Source organism: Paracoccus sp. SSJ (assembly GCF_030234105.1).
GTDB lineage: Bacteria > Pseudomonadota > Alphaproteobacteria > Rhodobacterales > Rhodobacteraceae > Paracoccus > Paracoccus denitrificans.
In genome coordinates this window covers 63,508-81,634 of sequence record NZ_JASSPE010000007.1, presented here as the reverse complement: position 1 = coordinate 81,634, position 18,127 = coordinate 63,508, and the positions used below count along the sequence as shown (strand labels likewise).

Sequence of the window (18,127 nt, the reverse complement as noted above, 5' to 3'; positions counted from 1 at the left end):
CCCAGGCTTTCTCCGTTTTCCAAATACTCTGGGGGAGCGCGGAACGCGCGGGGGCAAAGCCCCCCTTTCAGCGTTGCCGCCGAACCCGCCGGCGCTTCTGCGCGCGCTTGATCTCGGCCAGCCGGGCCTGGGTGGCGCGCTTGCGCATCGGCCCCTTGCCGCGCCCGCCGGCTGAACCCCGCGGCAGCGGCCGGCCCTCGAGTTCCAGCAGTTCCAGCATCAGCCCGCCGGTCAGCGGCACCGCCTCGGTCAACCGCACGGTCACACGCTGGCCGATGCCGATCTCAAGCCCCGTCTCGGACCCCATCAGCACCTGCGCCTCGGGATCGTAGTGGAAATATTCCCGCCCGATCTCGCGAATCGGCAAAAGCCCGTCCGCCCCGGTTTCGTCCAGCCGCACGAAGGCGCCGAATTTCTGCACGCCGCTGATGCGCCCGGTGAACTCGGCCCCCACCCGGTCGGCCAGATAGGCGGCAAGATAGCGGTCGGTCGTGTCGCGCTCCGCCGCCATCGAGCGTCGCTCGGTTTCCGAGATATGCTGCGCGGTTTCCGAGAGCATCTCGATGTCCTGCGCCGACAGCCCGTCATTGCCCCATTTATGCCCCATGACCAGCGCGCGGTGCACGATCAGGTCGGAATAGCGCCGGATCGGCGAGGTGAAATGCGCATATGACCGCAACGCCAGCCCGAAATGGCCGAAATTCTCGGGGTTGTAATAGGCCTGCTGCATCGAACGCAGCGCGGTCATGTTGATCAGCTCGTCGAATTCCGAACCCTCGGCCTGTTCCAGGAGCCGGTTCAGGTGCCGCGTCTGCAACACCTGCCCCTTGGCCAGCGTGAAGCCCGAAGCCTCGGCCACCTCGCGCAGCGCGTCCAGCTTTTCGACCGTCGGTTCCTCGTGCACGCGATAGAGCAGCGGCCGGCGCAGTCGCTCCAGTTCCTCGGCGGCGGCGACATTGGCCAGCACCATGAATTCCTCGATCAGCCGGTGCGCGTCGTAGCGTTCGCGGAAATTGACCGATTTCACCCTTCCGTCGGCGGTCAGCACGATCCTGCGCTCGGGCAGGTCCAGTTCCAGCGGCTGGCGGCGCTGGCGCGCGGCCCTCAGCAGGCCGTAGGCGTGCCAGAGCGGCCGGATCGCCGGCTCGACCAGCGGTTCGGTCTGTTCGTCGGGATTGCCGTCCGCCGCCGCCTGCGCCTGTTCATAGGCCAGGCTCGCGGCCGAGCGGATCATCCCGCGATGAAAGCTGTGGCCGGTCTTGTCGCCCTGCGCGTCCAGCCGCATGCGCACGGCGATCACCGGCCGGTCCACGCCCTGGTGCAGTGAGCACAGGTCGCTCGACAGGATATCGGGCAGCATCGGCACCACCCGGTCGGGGAAATAGGTGGAATTGCCGCGATTGCGCGCCTCGCGATCCAGCGCCGAGCCGGGGCGGACATAATGCGCCACATCGGCGATGGCGACCCAGATCGTGGCGCCGCCGTCCTCGTGCATCTCTGCGGCGACGGCATCGTCGCGGTCGCGCGCATCCGAGGGATCGATGGTGACGAAGGGCAGGTGGCGCAGGTCCTCGCGCCCCTTCATCGTGGCGGGGCGGGCGGCATCGGCCTCGGCGATCACCTCGTCGGGGAAATCGTCGGGAATGCCGTGCTGGTGGATGGCGATCAGGCTGACGGCCCTGGGTGCCGAGGGATCGCCCAGCCGCTCGACGATCCGCGCCAGGGGCAGGCCCAGGCGACCGCGCGGGCCGACCTGTTCGGCCTCGACCAGCTCGCCGCTTTTCGCGCCATGGACATCGCCGGGGCGCACCTGCCATTCCTTGTCCTGGCCCTTGTCGATGGGCAGGATGCGGCCCCCCGCCTCGGCCCCGCCGGTCGCGGCGCGAAAGATGCCGACGATGCGGTGCTGCACCGTGCCGATGCGGCGGATCAGCCGGGCCTGATAGTCGTGATCCTCGCCCCGGGTCTCGATCAGCCGGGCCAGGATGCGCTCGCCCGGCGCGACGGCCGGGTCGGATTTCAGCGCCGCGTAAAGGATGCGCGGCATCGGCCCCTCGCCCTGCCATTCCAAGGGCTTGGCAAAGATGTCGCCGTCTCGGTCGGGCGGCAGCAATTGCAGCACCGTGACCGGCGGCAGGCGCTCTGCGTCGTGGTAATGGCGGCGGCGGCGCTCCAGCAGCCCCTCGGCCTCCAGCTCCTTCAGAAGCCGCTTCAACTCGATGCGTTCGGCACCCTTGATGCCGAAGGCTTTCGCGATGTCGCGTTTCGCGGTGGCGTCCGGGTGGGCGGACACCCAGTCGAGAATCTCTTGCCGGGAGGGTAGCTGTGCCATGCCGCCACGCTAGCACGCCGCCCGACGGGGCGGCAGGGGCAAAATCAGGCGGCGGGCAGGCGGACGAACGCCGCAGCCTCGCGCACCACGGGATCGGCCTCGGCCCCGGCCCGGATCTGGTCCACGAAGTCCTGCCGCATTCGCGGCGACCAGGATTCGTTGATATGCGCGGCGACCGCCTCGGGCGCCGGCCGGTCGGGCTGGCTGGTGAAGAACTGCGCCATCTGGGTGGCCATGCGGATCAGTTTCGAATGGTCGTGGGACATGTCGCCTCAGCTTCCGGCAATGCGCCGGGGGTGGGTGTAAAGATCGAAGCCATCGCCCCGGGCACGGGCGATCACGGTGATGCCGGCACGCTCGGCCCATTCCAGCGCCAGCGCCGTGGGCGCGCTTGCGCCGATCAGGATCGGGGCGCCGATGCGCGCGGCCTTCTGCACCAGATCGACCGACAGGCGCGAGGACATGACGATGGCGCCCTGCCCCGCCGCCAGCCCGGTCTGGGCAACGGCTCCGGCCAGCTTGTCCAGCGCGTTGTGGCGGCCGACATCCTCGCGCGTGATGGCATGGTCGCCGTCCCAGAATGCGGCGCCGTGGATCGCCGGGGTCTCGCGCCGCAGGACCTGGCCCTGGGTCAGCGCGGCCATGGCGCGGGCCACGTCCCCGGGCGGCATGGACCAGCCCGAGGCGACCGGCACGATCTGCGGCAGCGCCGCCTCGATGCTGTCCACCCCGCAAAGCCCGCAGCCCACAGGGCCGATCATGCTGCGCCGCCGCTCGGCCAGCCGGGCGGCAAGGCCGGGGCGCAACCATAGCCGCGCCTCGCGCGCGGGGAAGCCGCCGGCGGAAACCTCGGCTTCCTCGAAGCCCTCGACATCGCCGGGCGAGGCGATCAGCCCCTCGGTCAGCGCGAATCCCAGCGCAAAGTCGCGCAAATCATGCGGCGTCGCCATCAGCACCGCCTGACTCATGCCGTCGATGACGATGGCCACCGGGCATTCCTGCGGCGCAGGGGGCGGCTCGACCGGGTGCCAGCCGCCCGGTCGTCCATCCCCGCCGCCGTCCCAGCGCAGCACGCCGGCCTTCACGTCGCGCATGCCGTCACTCGGCAGCGGTGGGCAGGATGCGGCGGGCGAGGTCGGAATGATGGCGATACTCCTCTTGCCAATCCGACGGGCCGTTCGAGGGACTGACCTGCACGGCCGTCACCTTGAACTCGGGGCAGTTGGTGGCCCAGTCGGAATTGTCCGTCGTCACCACATTGGCCTGAGTCGTCGGGTGATGGAAGGTGGTATAGACCACGCCCGGCGCCACCCGCTCGGTGATATGCGCCCTCAGCGACGTATCGCCCGAACGCGAGGCCAGCCGCACCCAGTCGCCCTCGCGCACGCCGCGATTCTCGGCATCCGAGGGGTGGATCTCCAGGATGTCCTCGGGGTGCCAGACCACGTTTTCCGTCCGCCGGGTCTGCGCGCCGACATTGTATTGCGACAGGATCCGCCCGGTGGTCAGCAACAGCGGGAAGCGTGCCCCGGTGCGTTCTTCGGTCGCGACATATTCGGTATGGACGAACTTGCCCCTGCCGCGCACGAAGCCGTCGATATGCATGAGCGGCGTGCCCAGCGGCGCCTTGTCGTTGCAGGGCCACTGCACCGAGCCCTCGCGCTCCAGAAGATCGTAGCTGACGCCCGAGAAACTGGGCGTGGTCAGCGCGATCTCGGCCATGATCTCGCGCGGGTGGGCATAGGTCCAGGCGGCCCCCATGCGGTTCGCCAGCAACTGGGTGACTTCCCAGTCCTCGTAGCCGTTCTTGGGCGTCATGGCGCGGCGGACCATGTTGATGCGCCGCTCGGCATTGGTGAAGGTGCCGTTCTTTTCCAGGAAACTCGATCCCGGCAGGAAGACATGCGCATAGTTCGCGGTCTCGTTCAGGAACAGGTCCTGCACGATGACGATGTCCATCGCCGACAGCGCCGAGGTCACATGCCGCGTGTCGGGGTCGGATTGCACGATGTCCTCGCCCTGGCAGTAAAGCCCACGGAAGCGTCCGGCCAGCGCCTCGTCGAACATGTTGGGGATGCGCAGGCCCGGCTCGGGCGACAGCTCGACGCCCCAGATCCGTTCGTAGATCGCGCGCGTCTCGGGGTCCGAGACATGGCGATAGCCCGGATATTCATGCGGGAAGCTGCCCATGTCGCAGGAGCCCTGCACGTTGTTCTGGCCGCGTAGCGGGTTCACGCCGGTGCCGGGCCTGCCGATATTGCCGGTCATCATCGCCAGGTTGGCGATCGCCATCACCGTGGTCGAGCCCTGCGAATGCTCGGTCACGCCCAGCCCGTAATAGATGCTGGCACGCGGCGCGGCCGCATAGGCGCGGGCGGCCTTGCGGATCAGATCCGCCGGTACGCGGGCCAGTTTCTCGACCTCCTCGGGCGCATGGCGAGGGTCCATCAGGAACTCGGCATAGGCCAGGAACTCGTCCCAGTCGCAGCGCTCGCGGATGAAGGCCTCGTCATAGAGCTTCTCGGCCACGATCACCTGCGCCATGGCCGTCAGCATGGCGACGTTGGTGCCGGGACGCAGGGGCAGGTGCAGCCCTTCGCCCATATGCGGGGACTTGAGCAGGTCGATCTCGCGCGGGTCGAGAACGATCAGCCCGGCGCCCTCGCGCAGCCGCTTGCGCAGGCGCGAGGCAAAGACCGGGTGGCCGTCGGTCGGGTTGGCGCCGATGACCAGCGCCAGGTCGGTATCATCGACCGAATCGAAGTCATGCGTGCCGGCCGAGGTGCCGAAGGTGGTCTTCAACCCGTAGCCGGTGGGCGAATGGCAGACCCGGGCGCAGGTGTCGGTGTTGTTGTTGTGAAAGACCGCGCGGGCGAGCTTCTGCACCAGGTAGGTTTCCTCGTTGGTGCAGCGCGACGAGGTTATGACGCCGATGGAATCGCGCCCGAAATCCGCCTGCGCCTGCCGCAGCCGGGTGGCAGCGAAATCCAGTGCCTCGTCCCAGCTGACCACGCGCCAGGGATCGGTGATCCGCTCGCGCACCATCGGCTGGGTCTGCCGCTCGCGATGCGTGGCATAGCCCCAGGCGAAGCGGCCCTTGACGCAGCTGTGGCCGTGGTTCGCCTTGCCGTCCTTGCTGGGCACCATGCGCACCACCTCCTCGCCGCGCATATGCGCATCGAAGGAGCAGCCGACGCCGCAATAGGCGCAGGTCGTCTTGACGATATGCTCGGGTGTGCCGATCTGGATCACACTGTTCTCGATCAGCGTGGCGGTCGGGCAGACCTGCACGCAGGCGCCGCAGCTGACGCAGTCCGACGACAGGAAATCGTCCGACGCCAGCCCCGCCGAGACGCGGCTGTCGAAGCCCCGCCCCTCGATGGTCAGCGCAAAGGTGCCCTGCACCTCCTCGCAGGCCCGCACGCAGCGCGAGCAGACGATGCATTTCGCCGGATCGAAGGTGAAATAGGGGTTCGACTGGTCCTTGGGCCGGTATTCCGGGTTCGGCCCCTCGGCGTCGCGGTGGGCGAAATGGTTCTTGCCCGGCTCATAGCGCACCTCGCGCAGCCCGACGGCGCCGGCCATGTCCTGCAATTCGCAATCGCCGTTGGCGGCGCAGGTCAGGCAATCCAGCGGGTGATCCGAGATGTAAAGCTCCATCACCCCCTTGCGGACCTGGGCGACCTCGTCGGTCTGGGTGTGGACCACCATGCCCTCGGCCACCGGCGTCGTGCAGGATGCCGGCAGGCCCCGCATGCCGTCGATCTGCACCACGCAAAGCCGGCAGGAGCCGAAGGCGCTGACATGGTCGGTGGCGCAGAGCTTGGGCACCGAGATCCCGGCCACGGCGGCGGCGCGCATGACGCTGGTGCCTGCAGGGACCGAGACCGGAATCCCGTCCACCAGCAGGTTCACGGTGACGTCGGACTTGACCGCCGGGGTGCCCATGTCGCGGTCGGGAATGATGAAATCCTTCATTCTGCGGCCTCCCGGCTCCTGATTATGGCGCGCGGCTCCCGCCGCCCGCTGAAATCGTCGGGGAAATGGGTCAGCGCCGACATGACCGGGAAGGGCGCAAAGCCCCCCAGCGCGCAAAGCGAGCCCCATTTCATCGTGTTGCAAAGGTCGGTGAGGATCGCGATCCCCGTTTCGTCGCCCTCGGCGATGCGGTCGATGGTCTCGACACCCCGGATCGAGCCGATGCGGCAGGGCGTGCATTTGCCGCAGCTTTCCACGGCGCAGAACTCCATGGCAAAGCGCGCGAGCTTCAGCATGTCGGCCGTGTCGTCGAAGACGGTGATGCCGGCATGGCCCAGCAGCCCCTCTTTCCCGGCCAGTTCCTCATAGCCGAAGGGCACGTCGAAATTCCAATGCGGGATGTAGGAGCCCAGGGGGCCCCCCACCTGCGCCGCCTTGACCGGCCGCCCCGAGGCGGTCCCGCCGCCGACCTCGTTGATGATCTGGCCCAGCGACATGCCGAATGCGGCCTCGAACAGCCCGCCGTATTTCACGTTGCCGGCGATCTGGATCGGGATCGTGCCCTTGGAGCGCCCGATGCCCAGTTTGGCGTATTCCGCCCCGCCATGGCTCAGGATCCAGGGCACCGAAGCCAGCGAGATCACGTTGTTGACCACCGTCGGCCGGCCCAGGAAACCCTCCAGCGCCGGGATCGGCGGCTTGGCGCGGACCACGCCGCGCTTGCCTTCCAGGCTGTTGAGCAGGCTCGTTTCCTCGCCGCAGACATAGGCGCCGGCGCCGACCCGCACCTCCATGTCATAGGCATGGGCCGAGCCCAGCACCGACTGGCCCAGGATGCCCGCCTGCCGCGCCTTGCCGATGGCGGCCTCCATCAGCCGGATCGCGTCGGGATATTCGCTGCGGATATAGACATAGCCCTGCACCGCGCCCGTGGCGATGCCGGCGATGGCCATGCCCTCGATCAGGACCAGCGGATCGCCCTCCATCAGCATCCGGTCTGCGAAGCTGCCCGAATCGCCCTCGTCGGCATTGCAGACGATGTATTTCCGCGCGGCCTTGGCACCGGCCACGGTCTTCCACTTGATCCCCGTCGGGAAACCGGCGCCGCCCCGTCCGCGCAGACCGGATTCGGTGACCTCCTCGACGATCCGATCCGGCCCGATCTCGATGGCGCGGCTCAGCCCGACCAGCCCGCCATGCGCCTCGTATTCGGACACCGACAGCGGGTCGATCACGCCCACGCGGGCGAATGTCAGCCGGGTCTGCGCTTTCATCCACGGCAGTTCCTCGACCGGCCCCAGCGCCAGCGGATGCTCGCCGCCCGAACGGATCGCCTCGGCGACCGAGGCCGCGGCCTCGGGCGCCACCGGCCCATAGCCGTAGCGCACGCCGTCGCGCTCGACCTCGACCAACGGCTCCAGCCAGATCATGCCGCGCGTGCCGTTGCGGGTGACGGTGAACTCGCGCCCCAGCGCCTCGGCCACCTCGTCGGCACCCAAGGCCCTTGCGGCGGCATCCAGGGGAACCCAGACCCTCATGCGCCCGCCTCCGCCACCAGCTTCTGCACCTTGGCAAGGCTCGCCCGGCCGATCAGCCTTTCGCCCATCTGCGCCGAGGGCGCACAGGCGCACAGCCCCAGGCAGAACACCGGCTCCAGCGTCAGCCGCCCGTCCGGCGTGGTCTCGTGCCAGTCGATTCCCAGCGCGGCGCGCACCTCGTCGGCCAGCGCCTCGGCCCCCATGGACTGGCAAGCCTCGGCGCGGCACAGCCGCAGCACATGCCGGCCGTGGGGATGGTCGCGGAAATCGTGATAGAAGCTCACGACGCCATGCACCTCGGCACGCGTCATGCCCAGCGCCTCGGCCAGCACCGGCTGCGCCTCCTCGGGGACATAGCCCCATTCGGCCTGGAGATCGTGCAGGATGGGCAAAAGCGGCCCCTCGCGGCCCTTGTGGGCGGCGATGATTTCGTCAAGGCGCAAAAGGAAATCAGCGTCGGTCGCTGGTGAAGTCATGGCTAGGTGGTCCGGGCTCTGCTGTTTTATCCAGACTAGAGCCCAGCGATAGACAAAACAATCGTGATATACCGTCTATTGATTGAAAGTATCAATCGAAGACACGATGCGGAGCAGCGCCTCGACCAGCGGCGGATGCGGCTCGCGCCGGGCGACGACCAGCCCGACCATATGCCCGTTCCCGGTCAGGTCGCGCGCCCGAACCCCTTCGGGCAGGGGCAGGCCGCGCGCCAGCGCCCGCGGCAGGATCGCGGCCCAGTCGCCGGTCGCGACATGCGACAGGATCGCCAGCATCGAGGTCGATTCGACCCGCGGCGCCGCATCCGCCCCGGCCTCGACCAGATGGCGGGTGACGATGCGGCGGTTCTGCATGTCGGGGGTCAGCAGGCATAGCGGCCGCGTAGCGGTCTCGGCCCAGTCCGCCGGCCCGTCCATCTCGCTGCGGTCGATCAGGCAATAGGTCTCGCGGTAAAGCGGCAGGCTCTGCACCCGGCCCAGCGGCTCGCTGTCCAGATAGGTCACCCCGGCATCCAGCTCCAGCGCCTCGATCTGGTCGCGAATCTCGTCCGAACTGCGCGACAGGATCGAAACCCCGGCATTGGGATGGCGGCGCAGGAAAGGCCCGGTCAGCTCGGCGATGCGCGGCATGGCGGTCGGGATCACGCCGATGCGCAACAGGCCCGAGACGCCCTTGCGGCTCGCCTGCATCTCGGCCTGCATGGCGCGGGCATCGGCGACGATGCGCCGCGCCCAGCCCAGCACGCGCTCGCCCTCGGGCGTCAGCCCCTGGAAACGCGAACCGCGCCGGACCAACTGCACGCCCAGCTGCTCTTCCAGCGCCCGGATGGCCGAGGAAAGCGTCGGCTGGGTGATGCCCAGCGATTCGGCAGCGCGGCCGAAATGCTTCTCGCGCGCCAAGGCCATGAACATGGAGAGCTTGTCGATCACCGAACCGCCCTCCCCGCCCGGCCGGCTTTCTCCGTTTTCTAAATACTCCGCGGGGGTCCGGGGGCGCGAAGCCCCCGGTCCGAACGGATCAGACGATCTCGACCGCGTATTTCTCGATCACGGTATTGGCCAGCAGGCCCTCGCACATGCGCGCGACCTCGGCCTTCGCCGCATCGGCATCGGTTGCCGCCAGGTCCAGCTCGATCACCTTGCCCTGGCGCACGCCCGAGACGCCGGCAAAGCCAAGCCCGCCAAGCGCGTGCCGGATCGCCTCGCCCTGGGGATCCAGAACGCCGTCCTTCAGCATGATGGTGACACGGGCTTTCATCGGCGAGCCTTTCAGTTGATGAGCGTCGGTTTGGTCAGCGAGGTGGTGTTGGCGGGCATCAGGCCCAGCCGGCGCGCCACCTCGGTATAGGCGTCGGTCAGGTTGCCCAGGTCGCGGCGGAACACGTCCTTGTCAAGCTTCTGCCCGGTCTTCACGTCCCAGAGCCGGCAGCTGTCCGGGCTGATCTCGTCCGCGACCACCAGCCGCATGAAATCGCCGTCCCAGATGCGGCCGACCTCGATCTTGAAGTCGATCAGCTTGATGCCGACGCCGAAGAACACGCCCGACAGGAAGTCGTTCACCCGCAGCGCCAGCGACACGATGTCGTCCAGGTCCTGCTGCGCGGCCCAGCCGAAGGCGATGATGTATTCCTCGGAAACGAAGGGGTCGCCCAGCTCGTCGTTCTTGAAGCTGTATTCGACGATGGGGCGGGGCAGCGGCGTGCCCTCCTCCATGCCCAGGCGCTTCGAGATCGAGCCCGCGGCGAAATTACGCACGATCACTTCCAGCGGAATGATCTCGACCTGGCGCACCAGTTGCTCGCGCATGTTGATGCGGCGAATGAAGTGGTTCGGCACGCCGATATTGGTCAGCCCGGTCATGAAGAACTCGGACAGGCGGTTGTTCAGGACGCCCTTGCCCTCGATCGTGGCCTTCTTCTGCGCGTTGAAGGCGGTGGCGTCATCCTTGAAATACTGGATGAGCGTGCCGGGCTCGGTGCCTTCGTAAAGGATCTTCGCCTTGCCTTCGTAGATTTTCTTGCGCCTTGGTGCCATGCTGCGCGTCTCCCGTCCGCAAGGTGACAATCTTTATGCGGCTATAGGCCAGAAACGGGGTCATGGGCAATACGGGCTTGCGATGGCGCGCCCGCATGGGCATATCCTGCGCAATATCCACGGGATAATCCCAAGCCGGAGGCCGCCATGACCACATTTGACGACCGCGAGCGCGCGCATGAGGCGAAATTCGCCCATGATGCGGAACTGAACTTCAAGGCCGAGGCGCGGCGCAATCGCCTGCTGGGCGAATGGGCGGCCGGCCTGCTGGGCAAGACGGGCGACGATGCCCGCGCCTATGCGCTGACCGTGGTCACCTCGGATTTCGACGAGCCGGGCGACGAGGACGTGTTCCGCAAGCTGGCGGGCGACCTGGAAGGCAAGGCCGACGAGGAAACCATCCGCGCCAAGATGGTCGAGCTGCGCGCCACCGCGCGCGAACAGATCATCAGCGAGATCTGAGCTTTCGCAAGACGGCGACGCCCCGGAATCCGGGGCGTTTCGCATCTCAGGCCGCCGCAGCCTCGACCCGGTGATACAGCCGCCACATGGTCAGGCCGCGCAGCGCGTTCAGCCCCATCAGCGCGGCCCAAAGCCCGTGATTGCCGAAGACCGGCGGCAGCACCACCACCAGAACGGCATAGATCCCGACCGTGACCAGCATGGCATTGCGCATCTCGCGCGTGCGGGTGGCGCCGATGAAGATGCCGTCCAGCATCCACGAGGCGATGCCGACCAGCGGCGCGGCGACCAGCCAGGGCAGGAACTCCCGCGCCTCGGCCCGCACCTCGGGCGCGGTGGTCAGCAGGTCGATGATCGCCGGCCCGCCCAGCAGGAAGGCGGCCGATAGCAGCGCGGCCCCCGCGACGCCCCAGGCCGAGCTGAGCGCGGCCGCACGCCGCAGCCGGTCGGGCCGGCGCGCGCCCACCGCCTGCCCGACCAGCGATTCGGCGGCAAAGGCAAAGCCGTCCAGCCCATAGGCGACGATGGACAGGAATTGCAGCAGCACCTGATTGGCGGCCAGCGTCACGTCGCCCTGCCCCGCAGCCATGAACATGAAGGTGGTGAACGAGCCTTGCAGCAGCACGGAACGGATCATGATGTCGCCGTTGACCCGCGCCAGCTCCTGGATCCGCTCGCGGGCCAGCAGCCCGGCGCGCTGAATCGCCGCATGCAGGGCATGGCGCGCGAACCACAACCCCAGAGCCAGGCCGGACCATTCCGCGATCAGCGTCGCCCCGGCGACGCCGCGCACGCCCCAGCCCAACCCCAGCACGAACCACAGGTCCAGGAGGATGTTCAGCCCGTTCATCAGCAGTTGCAGCACCAGCACCCGGCGCGTCCGCTCGATGGCGATCAGCCAGCCGGTGATGGCGTATAGCGAGATGGCCGCGGGCGCCCCCCAGATGCGCAGCGCCAGATATTGCCGGGCCAGCGCCTCGACCTCGGCCGAGGCCGGGGCCAGCCGGAAGGCCGCGGCGAAAAGCGGCCCCTGCAGCAGGATGAAGACAAGCCCCGCCGCCAGCCCGATCCCCAGCGCCCGCAGCAGATGCGCACCGGATTCGCCCTCGTCCCCGGCGCCATGGGCCTGCGCCACCAGCCCCGAAGTGCCCATGCGCAGGAAGCCGAAGATCCAGTAGATCGAGGCCAGGATCACCGCGCCCAGCCCCACCGCGCCGATCGGCGCGGCCTCGCCCAACTGGCCGATGACGCCGGTATCGACCGCGCCCAGGATCGGGATCGTCGCGTTCGACAGCACCACCGGCAGCGCGATGGCCAGCACGCGCCGGTTCGAGATTTCGGCCTTCGCGCGTCTCCCGGACTGGCCGGGCAGCGCCTCAACCATCCTGCGGCATCAGGAAATGCCCGGTCGCCTGGGCGAAAAGCTTCTGGCGCTGGTCCTGCCATGCCTCGACATGCACGCTGGCATAGCGCCGCCCGGACCGGACCACCCGCGCGCGGGCATAGGCGTCGCGCGGCAGGCCCGAGCGCAGGTAATCCACGGTGAAGTCGATGGTCTTGGGCAGGCGCGGCAGGCTTTCGGGCACGGCGGCGTCGGGGGCGATGCGGCCCTGCTCCATGTCCTCCCAGATCGCGGTCCAGGTCAGCTCGACGATGGCGGTCACCTCCAGGAAAGCCGCCGTCACCCCGCCATGGATCGCCGGCAGCATCGGATTGCCGATCAGCTTCTCGTCGAAGGGCAGCACCGCGGTCAGCTCGTCGCCGCGGCGGTCGAAGCCGATGCCCAGCCAGCGGATATAGGGCACGCTGGAAACCAGCGCGTTCAGCGTGTTGTTGCGCCGCGTCTTGATGGCGTCCAGGGATTCGTTGCGTCTGGCCATGTCAGCGCTCGACCGTAAAGGCCCCGGTGGCCGAGGCCACGGGGCGGGATTCGTCGTCATCCATCGCCCAGGCGCGCACGAAGGCGACCGAGCGGGTGATGTGATAGCAATTCGCCCGGGCGCGGATGGTCTGGCCGGGCGTCGCCGCGCGCATGTAGTCGATGCGCAGGTCGATGGTCGCGGTCGAGCGCGCCCCGGCCGGATGCGCCATCACCGCCGCGCCGCTGCATGTGTCCATCAAGGCCGAGATCACCCCGCCATGGATCACCCCGCTGCGCGGATCGCCGACCAGGTCCTCGCGCCAGGGCAACGAGATCTCGGCCCCCTCGGGCGACAGCTGGTCCAGCCGCATGCCAAGCGCCCGGGCATGGGGGATCACCTCGATGAACTGGCGCGCGATGCGCCGGCGTTGTTCCAGCTCGTCCTCCGGCAACGGTTCGCTCATGCCCCTGGCCTCCTGCTTGGCGTGCAGGCGGAATGGTAGCAGTCCGAAACCGGCAGGCAAGCCCGCCCCGGCCGATGGTTGAGTTTGATGCGGCCCCGCGCTAGGCTGCGCCGCATCTGCAGCATAGAGTTCATCCGATGTCCGATAGCGAATACATTGGTTTCAAGGAAATGTGCGCACGGTTCGACGTGACTCCGCGAACGCTGCGCTATTACGAATACATCGAGCTGCTCAGCCCCCGCAAGGAAGGCCGCTCGCGCTTCTACGGCCCGCGAGAGATCGCCCGGATGAAGCTGATCCTGCGCGGCCGCCGCTTCGGCTTCTCGCTGGAGGACATCCGGCAATGGCTGCTGATCTATGGCGAAAAGGGCACGCGCGAACAGTATCGGGTCTGGATCGAACTGGCCGACCGCCAGCTCGAGGTGCTGCGCCAGCAGCGCGACGAACTCGAAGCCTCGATGACCGAATTGCTGGCGCTGCGCAACGAAACGGTCTCGCTGCTCGACGGCATGGGGCCGACCGAGGATGTCGGCGAGGCCGGGAAAGCGGGCTGAGCCCGGCGCTGACGCCACGTTCCCCCTTACGCGAACGTCAACTCGCCCTATATTCCGGCTGGTGAATGAGCCAGACGGGAGGGGATCGGCCATGAGCGACGATCTGTTGACCATCCGCCAGATGTGCGACGCCTTCGAGGTCACGCCGCGCACGCTGCGTTTCTACGAGGCGCGCGAATTGCTGTTTCCGCAGCGGCGCGGCCAGCATCGGCTTTACGGGCGCTCGGACCGCGCCCGGCTGACCCTTATCCTGCGCGGCAAGCGTTTCGGCTTTTCGCTGGAGCAGATCCGCCAGTTGCTGGAGCTTTACGATCCGGCCGAACGCAACATTACCCAGACCGAAGCCACGCTCGCCACCGCCCGCGACCGGCTTGCCGACATGGAGCGGCAGCACCGTGAACTGGGCGAGGCCATCGCCGAACTGCGCCAGCAGATCGCCGAGGGCGAAGCTTCGCTGCAAAACCTGAAATCCGACGCCTGAGGGCGAACTGTCCTGGGAGGACCGATGACCATTTATTCCGCCCCCATCCGCGACATGCAATTCGTGCTGCATGACGTGCTCGACATCTCGAACCAGGATCTTCCGGGCTATGGCGATCTTGACCGCGACTTCACGCAGGCCGTGCTGGAGGCGTCCGGCAAGCTCGCCTCCGAAGTGCTGGCGCCGCTGAATGCCGTCGGCGACCGCGAGGGTTGCAGGCTGGAAAACGGCGTGGTGCATACGCCCAAGGGCTTTCTCGAAGCCTTCGAGCAGATGCGCGAGGGCGGCTGGACCGCGCTCGACTGCGACCCGGAATACGGCGGCCAAGGCATGCCCTATGTGATCGGGCTTGCGGCGGGCGAGATGTTCTCGGCCTCGAACATGGCCTTCACCATGTATCAGGGCCTGACCCATGGCGCCTATTCCGCCATCCACGCCCACGGCACGGACCAGCAGAAGGCCACCTACCTGCCCAGGATGGTCAGCTGCGAATGGACCGGCACCATGAACCTGACCGAGCCGCATGCCGGCACCGACCTGGGCCTGCTGCGCACCAAGGCCGAGCCGCAGGAGGATGGCAGCTACCTGATCACCGGGCAGAAGATCTTCATCTCGGCCGGCGACCACGACATGGCGCAGAACGTGATCCACCTGGTGCTGGCCAAGGCGCCGGGCGGCGGCGAGGGCACCAGGGGCATCTCGCTTTTCATCGTGCCGAAGTTCCTGGTGAACGAGGACGGCTCCCCGGGCGAACGCAACGCACTCTCGGTCGGCAACCTCGAGGAAAAGATGGGCATTCACGGCAATGCCACCTGCGTGATGAACTATGACGGCGCGAAAGGCTGGCTCTTGGGCGAGCTGCACAAGGGCATGCGCGCCATGTTCACCATGATGAACGAAGCGCGGATCGGCGTCGGCCTGCAAGGCTATTCCGTGGCCGAGGCCGCCTATCAGAACGCGGTGGCCTATGCCCGCGACCGGCTGCAGGGCCGCGCGGTGACGGGCGATGCCAACCCCTCGGGCCCGGCCGATCCGCTGATCGTGCATCCCGACATCCGCCGCAACCTGATGGACCAGAAAAGCTTTCTGGAAGGCGCGCGCGCGCTGGCCTTCTGGGGCGCGCACCTGATCGACCGCGCCGTGCTGGCCGATGACAAGGAGGCCCACGACCTCGTCTCGCTGCTGACGCCGGTGATCAAGGGCTTCCTGACCGACAAGGGTTTCGAGACGGCGGTGCAGGCCCAGCAGGTCTTCGGCGGCCACGGCTATATCGAGGAACAGGGCATGTCGCAATTCGTCCGCGACGCCCGCATCACCATGATCTACGAAGGCGCGAACGGCGTGCAGGCGCTGGACCTCGTGGGCCGCAAGCTGGCGGCCGAGGGCGGCAAGCCGATCATGGCCTTCTTCGAGCTGATCAAGTCCGAGATCAAGGCGCACGAGGGCGACGAGGCGCTGAAGGCCGATTTCCTCGATCCGCTGAAGGCGGCCTCGAAGGACCTGCAATCGGCGGCGATGTTCTTCATGGAGCAGGGCATGAAGGACCCGAACGCAGCGCTGGCCGGCTCCTACGACTTCATGCACCTGTTCGGCCATGCGGCGCTGGGGCTGATGTGGACGCGCATGGCGGTCGCGGCCAGGGCCGCTCTGGCGGCCGGCACCGAGGACCCCGCCTTCCACGAGGCCAAGCTGGCGACCGGCCGCTATTACATGGCGCGGCAGCTGCCGATGACCGCGGCGCATCTGGCGCGCATCCGCTCGGGCGCCGAGCCGGTGATGGCGCTGGCGGCGGATCGGTTCTGAAACGGGAAAGGGAGGGTCTGGCGGCAAGGTCGCATGGGTATTTGGAAAACGGAAAAGACTGGAATGCGGCGCCCCGGAACACCGGGTCCGGCCGAGGTTCGGCAAGACCGGATGACCGGGGCGCTCTTTCCGTTTGCGGTCATCGGCTCCCCAGCCTGTACCGCGCGATCAGGGATAAAGGACGAAGGTTAAGAACTCCCTAACGATCTTTCCGTTTAAAAATACCCAAATGCAACGCCGACGACCGGCGCTGCCGGCGCAGAAAGGGAAAGCCACATGACAGCCCAGCTTCATTGCTTCGGAGAATCCGGCCATTCCTACAAGGTGGCGCTGATGATGCAGCTGACCGGCCATCTCTGGCAGCCGGTCTTCGTGGATTTCTTCGGCGGCGCCACCCGCGGCGCCGAGTATCGCCAGCTCAACGAGATGGGCGAGGCGCCGGTCTTGGTAGAGGACGGCCTGACCCTGACCCAGTCCGGCGTGATCCTGCTGCATCTGGCCGAAAAGACCGGGCGCTTCATGGATGGCGACCAGGGCGAGATCCTGCGCTGGCTGTTCTGGGACAACCACAAGGGCTCGTCGCAACTCGGCGCGTTGCGCTTCCTGATGAACTTCCTGCCGCCCGAGAAACGCCCCGTCGAGGTCATCGCCTGGCTGCAGGGGCGGTGCAAGGCGGCGCTGAAGACGCTGGAGGGGCACCTGGCGGCCCGCCACTGGCTGGCGGGCGACCAGGCGACCATCGCCGACCTGTCCTGCTGCAGCTATCTCTATTACCCCGAGCCCTTCGGCTTCGACCGCGCCGAATGGCCCCATATCGATGCCTGGCTGAGCCGCATTCAGGCGCTGCCCGGCTGGAAACACCCCTATGACCTGATGCCCGGCAATCCCGCGGACCGGGCCGCGAAGGAGGACGCATGACCGAAGCCTATATCTATGACGCCGCCCGCACCCCGCGCGGCAAGGGCCGCCCCGACGGCAGCCTGCACGAAGTCACCTCGGTTGCGCTTTCGGCCCGGCTGCTGAACGCCGTCAAGGAGCGCAACGGGCTCACAGGCCATGCCGTCGAGGACGTGATCTGGGGCAATGTCACCCAGGTCAAGGAACAGGGCGGCTGCCTCGCCCGCTCGGCAGTGCTGAAATCCGACCTGGACGAAAGCATCCCCGGCCTCGCCATCAACCGCTTCTGCGCCAGCGGCATGGAGGCGGTGAACCTGGCCGCGAACCAGGTCAGGGGCGGCGCCGGCCAGGCCTATATCGCCGGCGGCGTCGAGATGATGGGCCGCGTCGCCATGGGCAGCGACGGCGCCGCCATCGCCGTGGACCCCAGCCTGACCTTCAAGACCTATTTCGTGCCGCAGGGCATCAGCGCCGACATCATCGCCACCGAATACGGCTTTTCGCGCGAGGATGCCGACAGCCTGGCCGTCGAGAGCCAGCGCCGCGCCGCCATCGCCTGGGATGAGGACCGCTTCGCCAGGTCCATCGTACCGGTCAGGGACCAGAACGGCCTGACCATCCTCGACCGCGACGAATACATGCGCCCCGGCACCACGCTGGAGGATCTGGCCAAGCTGAAGGCCAGCTTCAAGGAGATGGGCGAGACCATGCCCGGCTTCGACAAGGTGGCGATGCTGAAATACCCGCATCTCGGCCGCATCGAGCACATCCATCATGCCGGCAACAGCTCGGGCATCGTGGACGGCGCCGCCGCCGTGCTGATCGGCAATGCGGAATTCGGCAAGGCTTACGGGCTGAAACCCCGCGCCCGCATCCGCGCCACCGCCAAGATCGGCACCGATCCGACCATCATGCTGACCGGTCCGGTGCCGGTGACCGAAAAGATCCTGAAGGACAGCGGCATGGCGATCTCCGACATCGACCTCTTCGAGGTGAACGAGGCCTTCGCCTCGGTCGTGTTGCGCTTCATGCAGGCCTTCCAGGTCGACCCCAGCGTGGTCAACGTCAATGGCGGCGCCATCGCGCTGGGTCACCCGCTGGGCGCGACCGGCGCCATCATCATCGGCACGCTGCTCGACGAGCTGGAGCGCCAGGACAAGACCGTGGGCCTCGCCACGCTCTGCATCGCGTCCGGCATGGGCGCGGCCACCATCATCGAGCGCGTCTGA

The 18,127-nt window shown here is 67.6% G+C and carries 18 protein-coding genes; 6 read left to right on the top strand and 12 right to left on the bottom strand.

Going from position 1 to position 18,127, the window contains the following annotated elements; translation table 11 throughout:
• Positions 1-67: 67 nt before the first annotated feature.
• From rnr to purC, 9 genes are all read right to left on the bottom strand, one after another.
• Entirely contained in the window at positions 68-2,332 is a 2,265-nt protein-coding gene (gene rnr, locus QPR87_RS09705; protein WP_011749128.1) for a ribonuclease R, read from the bottom strand.
• Between the two features lie 44 nt (positions 2,333-2,376).
• Positions 2,377-2,598, bottom strand: a complete 222-nt coding sequence (locus QPR87_RS09700) for a formate dehydrogenase subunit delta (RefSeq protein WP_285049398.1) — start codon at positions 2,596-2,598, stop codon at positions 2,377-2,379.
• 6 nt (positions 2,599-2,604) lie between these two features.
• On the bottom strand, positions 2,605-3,426 hold the full coding sequence (gene fdhD / locus QPR87_RS09695; protein WP_285049396.1) for a formate dehydrogenase accessory sulfurtransferase FdhD: 822 nt from the start codon (positions 3,424-3,426) through the stop codon (positions 2,605-2,607).
• A gap of 4 nt (positions 3,427-3,430) precedes the next feature.
• Entirely contained in the window at positions 3,431-6,310 is a 2,880-nt protein-coding gene (fdhF, locus tag QPR87_RS09690) for a formate dehydrogenase subunit alpha (RefSeq protein ID WP_285049394.1), read from the bottom strand.
• Positions 6,307-7,848: a formate dehydrogenase beta subunit gene (locus tag QPR87_RS09685; RefSeq protein ID WP_285049393.1), complete on the bottom strand. Its 1,542-nt coding sequence runs from the start codon at positions 7,846-7,848 to the stop codon at positions 6,307-6,309. Before QPR87_RS09685 ends, fdhF begins: the two co-directional genes overlap by 4 nt.
• A complete protein-coding gene (locus QPR87_RS09680) occupies positions 7,845-8,324 on the bottom strand; it encodes a formate dehydrogenase subunit gamma (RefSeq protein WP_011749133.1) in 480 nt (159 codons plus the stop codon). Before QPR87_RS09680 ends, QPR87_RS09685 begins: the two co-directional genes overlap by 4 nt.
• A 75-nt stretch (positions 8,325-8,399) precedes the next feature.
• Positions 8,400-9,272, bottom strand: coding sequence for a LysR family transcriptional regulator (locus QPR87_RS09675; protein WP_011749134.1), 873 nt, complete (start codon positions 9,270-9,272; stop codon positions 8,400-8,402).
• A gap of 88 nt (positions 9,273-9,360) precedes the next feature.
• On the bottom strand, positions 9,361-9,600 hold the full coding sequence (gene purS, locus QPR87_RS09670; protein WP_011749135.1) for a phosphoribosylformylglycinamidine synthase subunit PurS: 240 nt from the start codon (positions 9,598-9,600) through the stop codon (positions 9,361-9,363).
• An 11-nt stretch (positions 9,601-9,611) separates the two neighbouring features.
• Positions 9,612-10,376, bottom strand: a complete 765-nt coding sequence (gene purC, locus QPR87_RS09665; protein ID WP_011749136.1) for a phosphoribosylaminoimidazolesuccinocarboxamide synthase — start codon at positions 10,374-10,376, stop codon at positions 9,612-9,614.
• 147 nt (positions 10,377-10,523) lie between these two features.
• Here purC and QPR87_RS09660 point away from each other — a divergent pair, with 147 nt between their 5' ends.
• Positions 10,524-10,838 (top strand): DUF1476 domain-containing protein, encoded by a 315-nt coding sequence (locus tag QPR87_RS09660; protein WP_285049388.1) that lies wholly within the window; start codon positions 10,524-10,526, stop codon positions 10,836-10,838.
• 46 nt (positions 10,839-10,884) lie between these two features.
• On the opposite strand, the gene QPR87_RS09655 is transcribed toward QPR87_RS09660, so the two are convergent.
• Genes QPR87_RS09655 through QPR87_RS09645 form a run of 3 tightly spaced genes read right to left on the bottom strand, consistent with a single transcriptional unit; the run spans position 10,885 to position 13,163 of the window.
• The gene (locus QPR87_RS09655; protein ID WP_104492693.1) at positions 10,885-12,222 is read right to left on the bottom strand and encodes an MATE family efflux transporter; all 1,338 of its coding nucleotides are present in this window, start codon (positions 12,220-12,222) and stop codon (positions 10,885-10,887) included.
• Positions 12,215-12,718 (bottom strand): PaaI family thioesterase, encoded by a 504-nt coding sequence (locus tag QPR87_RS09650; RefSeq protein ID WP_011749139.1) that lies wholly within the window; start codon positions 12,716-12,718, stop codon positions 12,215-12,217. Before QPR87_RS09650 ends, QPR87_RS09655 begins: the two co-directional genes overlap by 8 nt.
• Before the next feature lies 1 nt (position 12,719).
• On the bottom strand, positions 12,720-13,163 hold the full coding sequence (locus QPR87_RS09645) for a PaaI family thioesterase (RefSeq protein ID WP_049792374.1): 444 nt from the start codon (positions 13,161-13,163) through the stop codon (positions 12,720-12,722).
• Between the two features lie 137 nt (positions 13,164-13,300).
• Between QPR87_RS09645 and QPR87_RS09640 the strand changes: the two genes are divergently transcribed.
• The 5 genes from QPR87_RS09640 (at position 13,301) to QPR87_RS09620 (ending at position 18,127) form a co-directional block, all read left to right on the top strand.
• Complete coding sequence (locus QPR87_RS09640) at positions 13,301-13,717, top strand: MerR family transcriptional regulator (RefSeq protein WP_104492692.1); 417 nt, start codon at positions 13,301-13,303, stop codon at positions 13,715-13,717.
• 91 nt (positions 13,718-13,808) lie between these two features.
• A complete protein-coding gene (locus QPR87_RS09635) occupies positions 13,809-14,198 on the top strand; it encodes a MerR family transcriptional regulator (protein WP_041530317.1) in 390 nt (129 codons plus the stop codon).
• A 24-nt stretch (positions 14,199-14,222) separates the two neighbouring features.
• Entirely contained in the window at positions 14,223-16,001 is a 1,779-nt protein-coding gene (locus QPR87_RS09630; RefSeq protein ID WP_285049383.1) for an acyl-CoA dehydrogenase C-terminal domain-containing protein, read from the top strand.
• 276 nt (positions 16,002-16,277) lie between these two features.
• Positions 16,278-16,919, top strand: a complete 642-nt coding sequence (locus tag QPR87_RS09625; RefSeq protein ID WP_285049381.1) for a glutathione S-transferase family protein — start codon at positions 16,278-16,280, stop codon at positions 16,917-16,919.
• Complete coding sequence (locus QPR87_RS09620) at positions 16,916-18,127, top strand: acetyl-CoA C-acetyltransferase (protein ID WP_285049379.1); 1,212 nt, start codon at positions 16,916-16,918, stop codon at positions 18,125-18,127. The genes QPR87_RS09625 and QPR87_RS09620 overlap by 4 nt, the downstream gene beginning before the upstream one ends.

Excerpts from the sequence above, each read along its gene's own strand:
- QPR87_RS09630 (WP_285049383.1), top strand. The coding sequence starts at position 14,223 with ATGACCATTTATTCCGCCCCCATCCGCGACATGCAATTCGTGCTGCAT.
- QPR87_RS09655 (WP_104492693.1), bottom strand. The coding sequence starts at position 12,222 with ATGGTTGAGGCGCTGCCCGGCCAGTCCGGGAGACGCGCGAAGGCCGAA.
- QPR87_RS09660 (WP_285049388.1), top strand. The coding sequence starts at position 10,524 with ATGACCACATTTGACGACCGCGAGCGCGCGCATGAGGCGAAATTCGCC.
- fdhD (WP_285049396.1), bottom strand. The coding sequence starts at position 3,426 with ATGCGCGACGTGAAGGCCGGCGTGCTGCGCTGGGACGGCGGCGGGGAT.
- QPR87_RS09645 (WP_049792374.1), bottom strand. The coding sequence starts at position 13,163 with ATGAGCGAACCGTTGCCGGAGGACGAGCTGGAACAACGCCGGCGCATC.
- QPR87_RS09650 (WP_011749139.1), bottom strand. The coding sequence starts at position 12,718 with ATGGCCAGACGCAACGAATCCCTGGACGCCATCAAGACGCGGCGCAAC.
- purS (WP_011749135.1), bottom strand. The coding sequence starts at position 9,600 with ATGAAAGCCCGTGTCACCATCATGCTGAAGGACGGCGTTCTGGATCCC.
- QPR87_RS09640 (WP_104492692.1), top strand. The coding sequence starts at position 13,301 with ATGTCCGATAGCGAATACATTGGTTTCAAGGAAATGTGCGCACGGTTC.
- QPR87_RS09635 (WP_041530317.1), top strand. The coding sequence starts at position 13,809 with ATGAGCGACGATCTGTTGACCATCCGCCAGATGTGCGACGCCTTCGAG.
- QPR87_RS09700 (WP_285049398.1), bottom strand. The coding sequence starts at position 2,598 with ATGTCCCACGACCATTCGAAACTGATCCGCATGGCCACCCAGATGGCG.
- purC (WP_011749136.1), bottom strand. The coding sequence starts at position 10,376 with ATGGCACCAAGGCGCAAGAAAATCTACGAAGGCAAGGCGAAGATCCTT.
- fdhF (WP_285049394.1), bottom strand. The coding sequence starts at position 6,310 with ATGAAGGATTTCATCATTCCCGACCGCGACATGGGCACCCCGGCGGTC.
- QPR87_RS09685 (WP_285049393.1), bottom strand. The coding sequence starts at position 7,848 with ATGAGGGTCTGGGTTCCCCTGGATGCCGCCGCAAGGGCCTTGGGTGCC.
- rnr (WP_011749128.1), bottom strand. The coding sequence starts at position 2,332 with ATGGCACAGCTACCCTCCCGGCAAGAGATTCTCGACTGGGTGTCCGCC.
- QPR87_RS09620 (WP_285049379.1), top strand. The coding sequence starts at position 16,916 with ATGACCGAAGCCTATATCTATGACGCCGCCCGCACCCCGCGCGGCAAG.
- QPR87_RS09680 (WP_011749133.1), bottom strand. The coding sequence starts at position 8,324 with ATGACTTCACCAGCGACCGACGCTGATTTCCTTTTGCGCCTTGACGAA.
- QPR87_RS09625 (WP_285049381.1), top strand. The coding sequence starts at position 16,278 with ATGACAGCCCAGCTTCATTGCTTCGGAGAATCCGGCCATTCCTACAAG.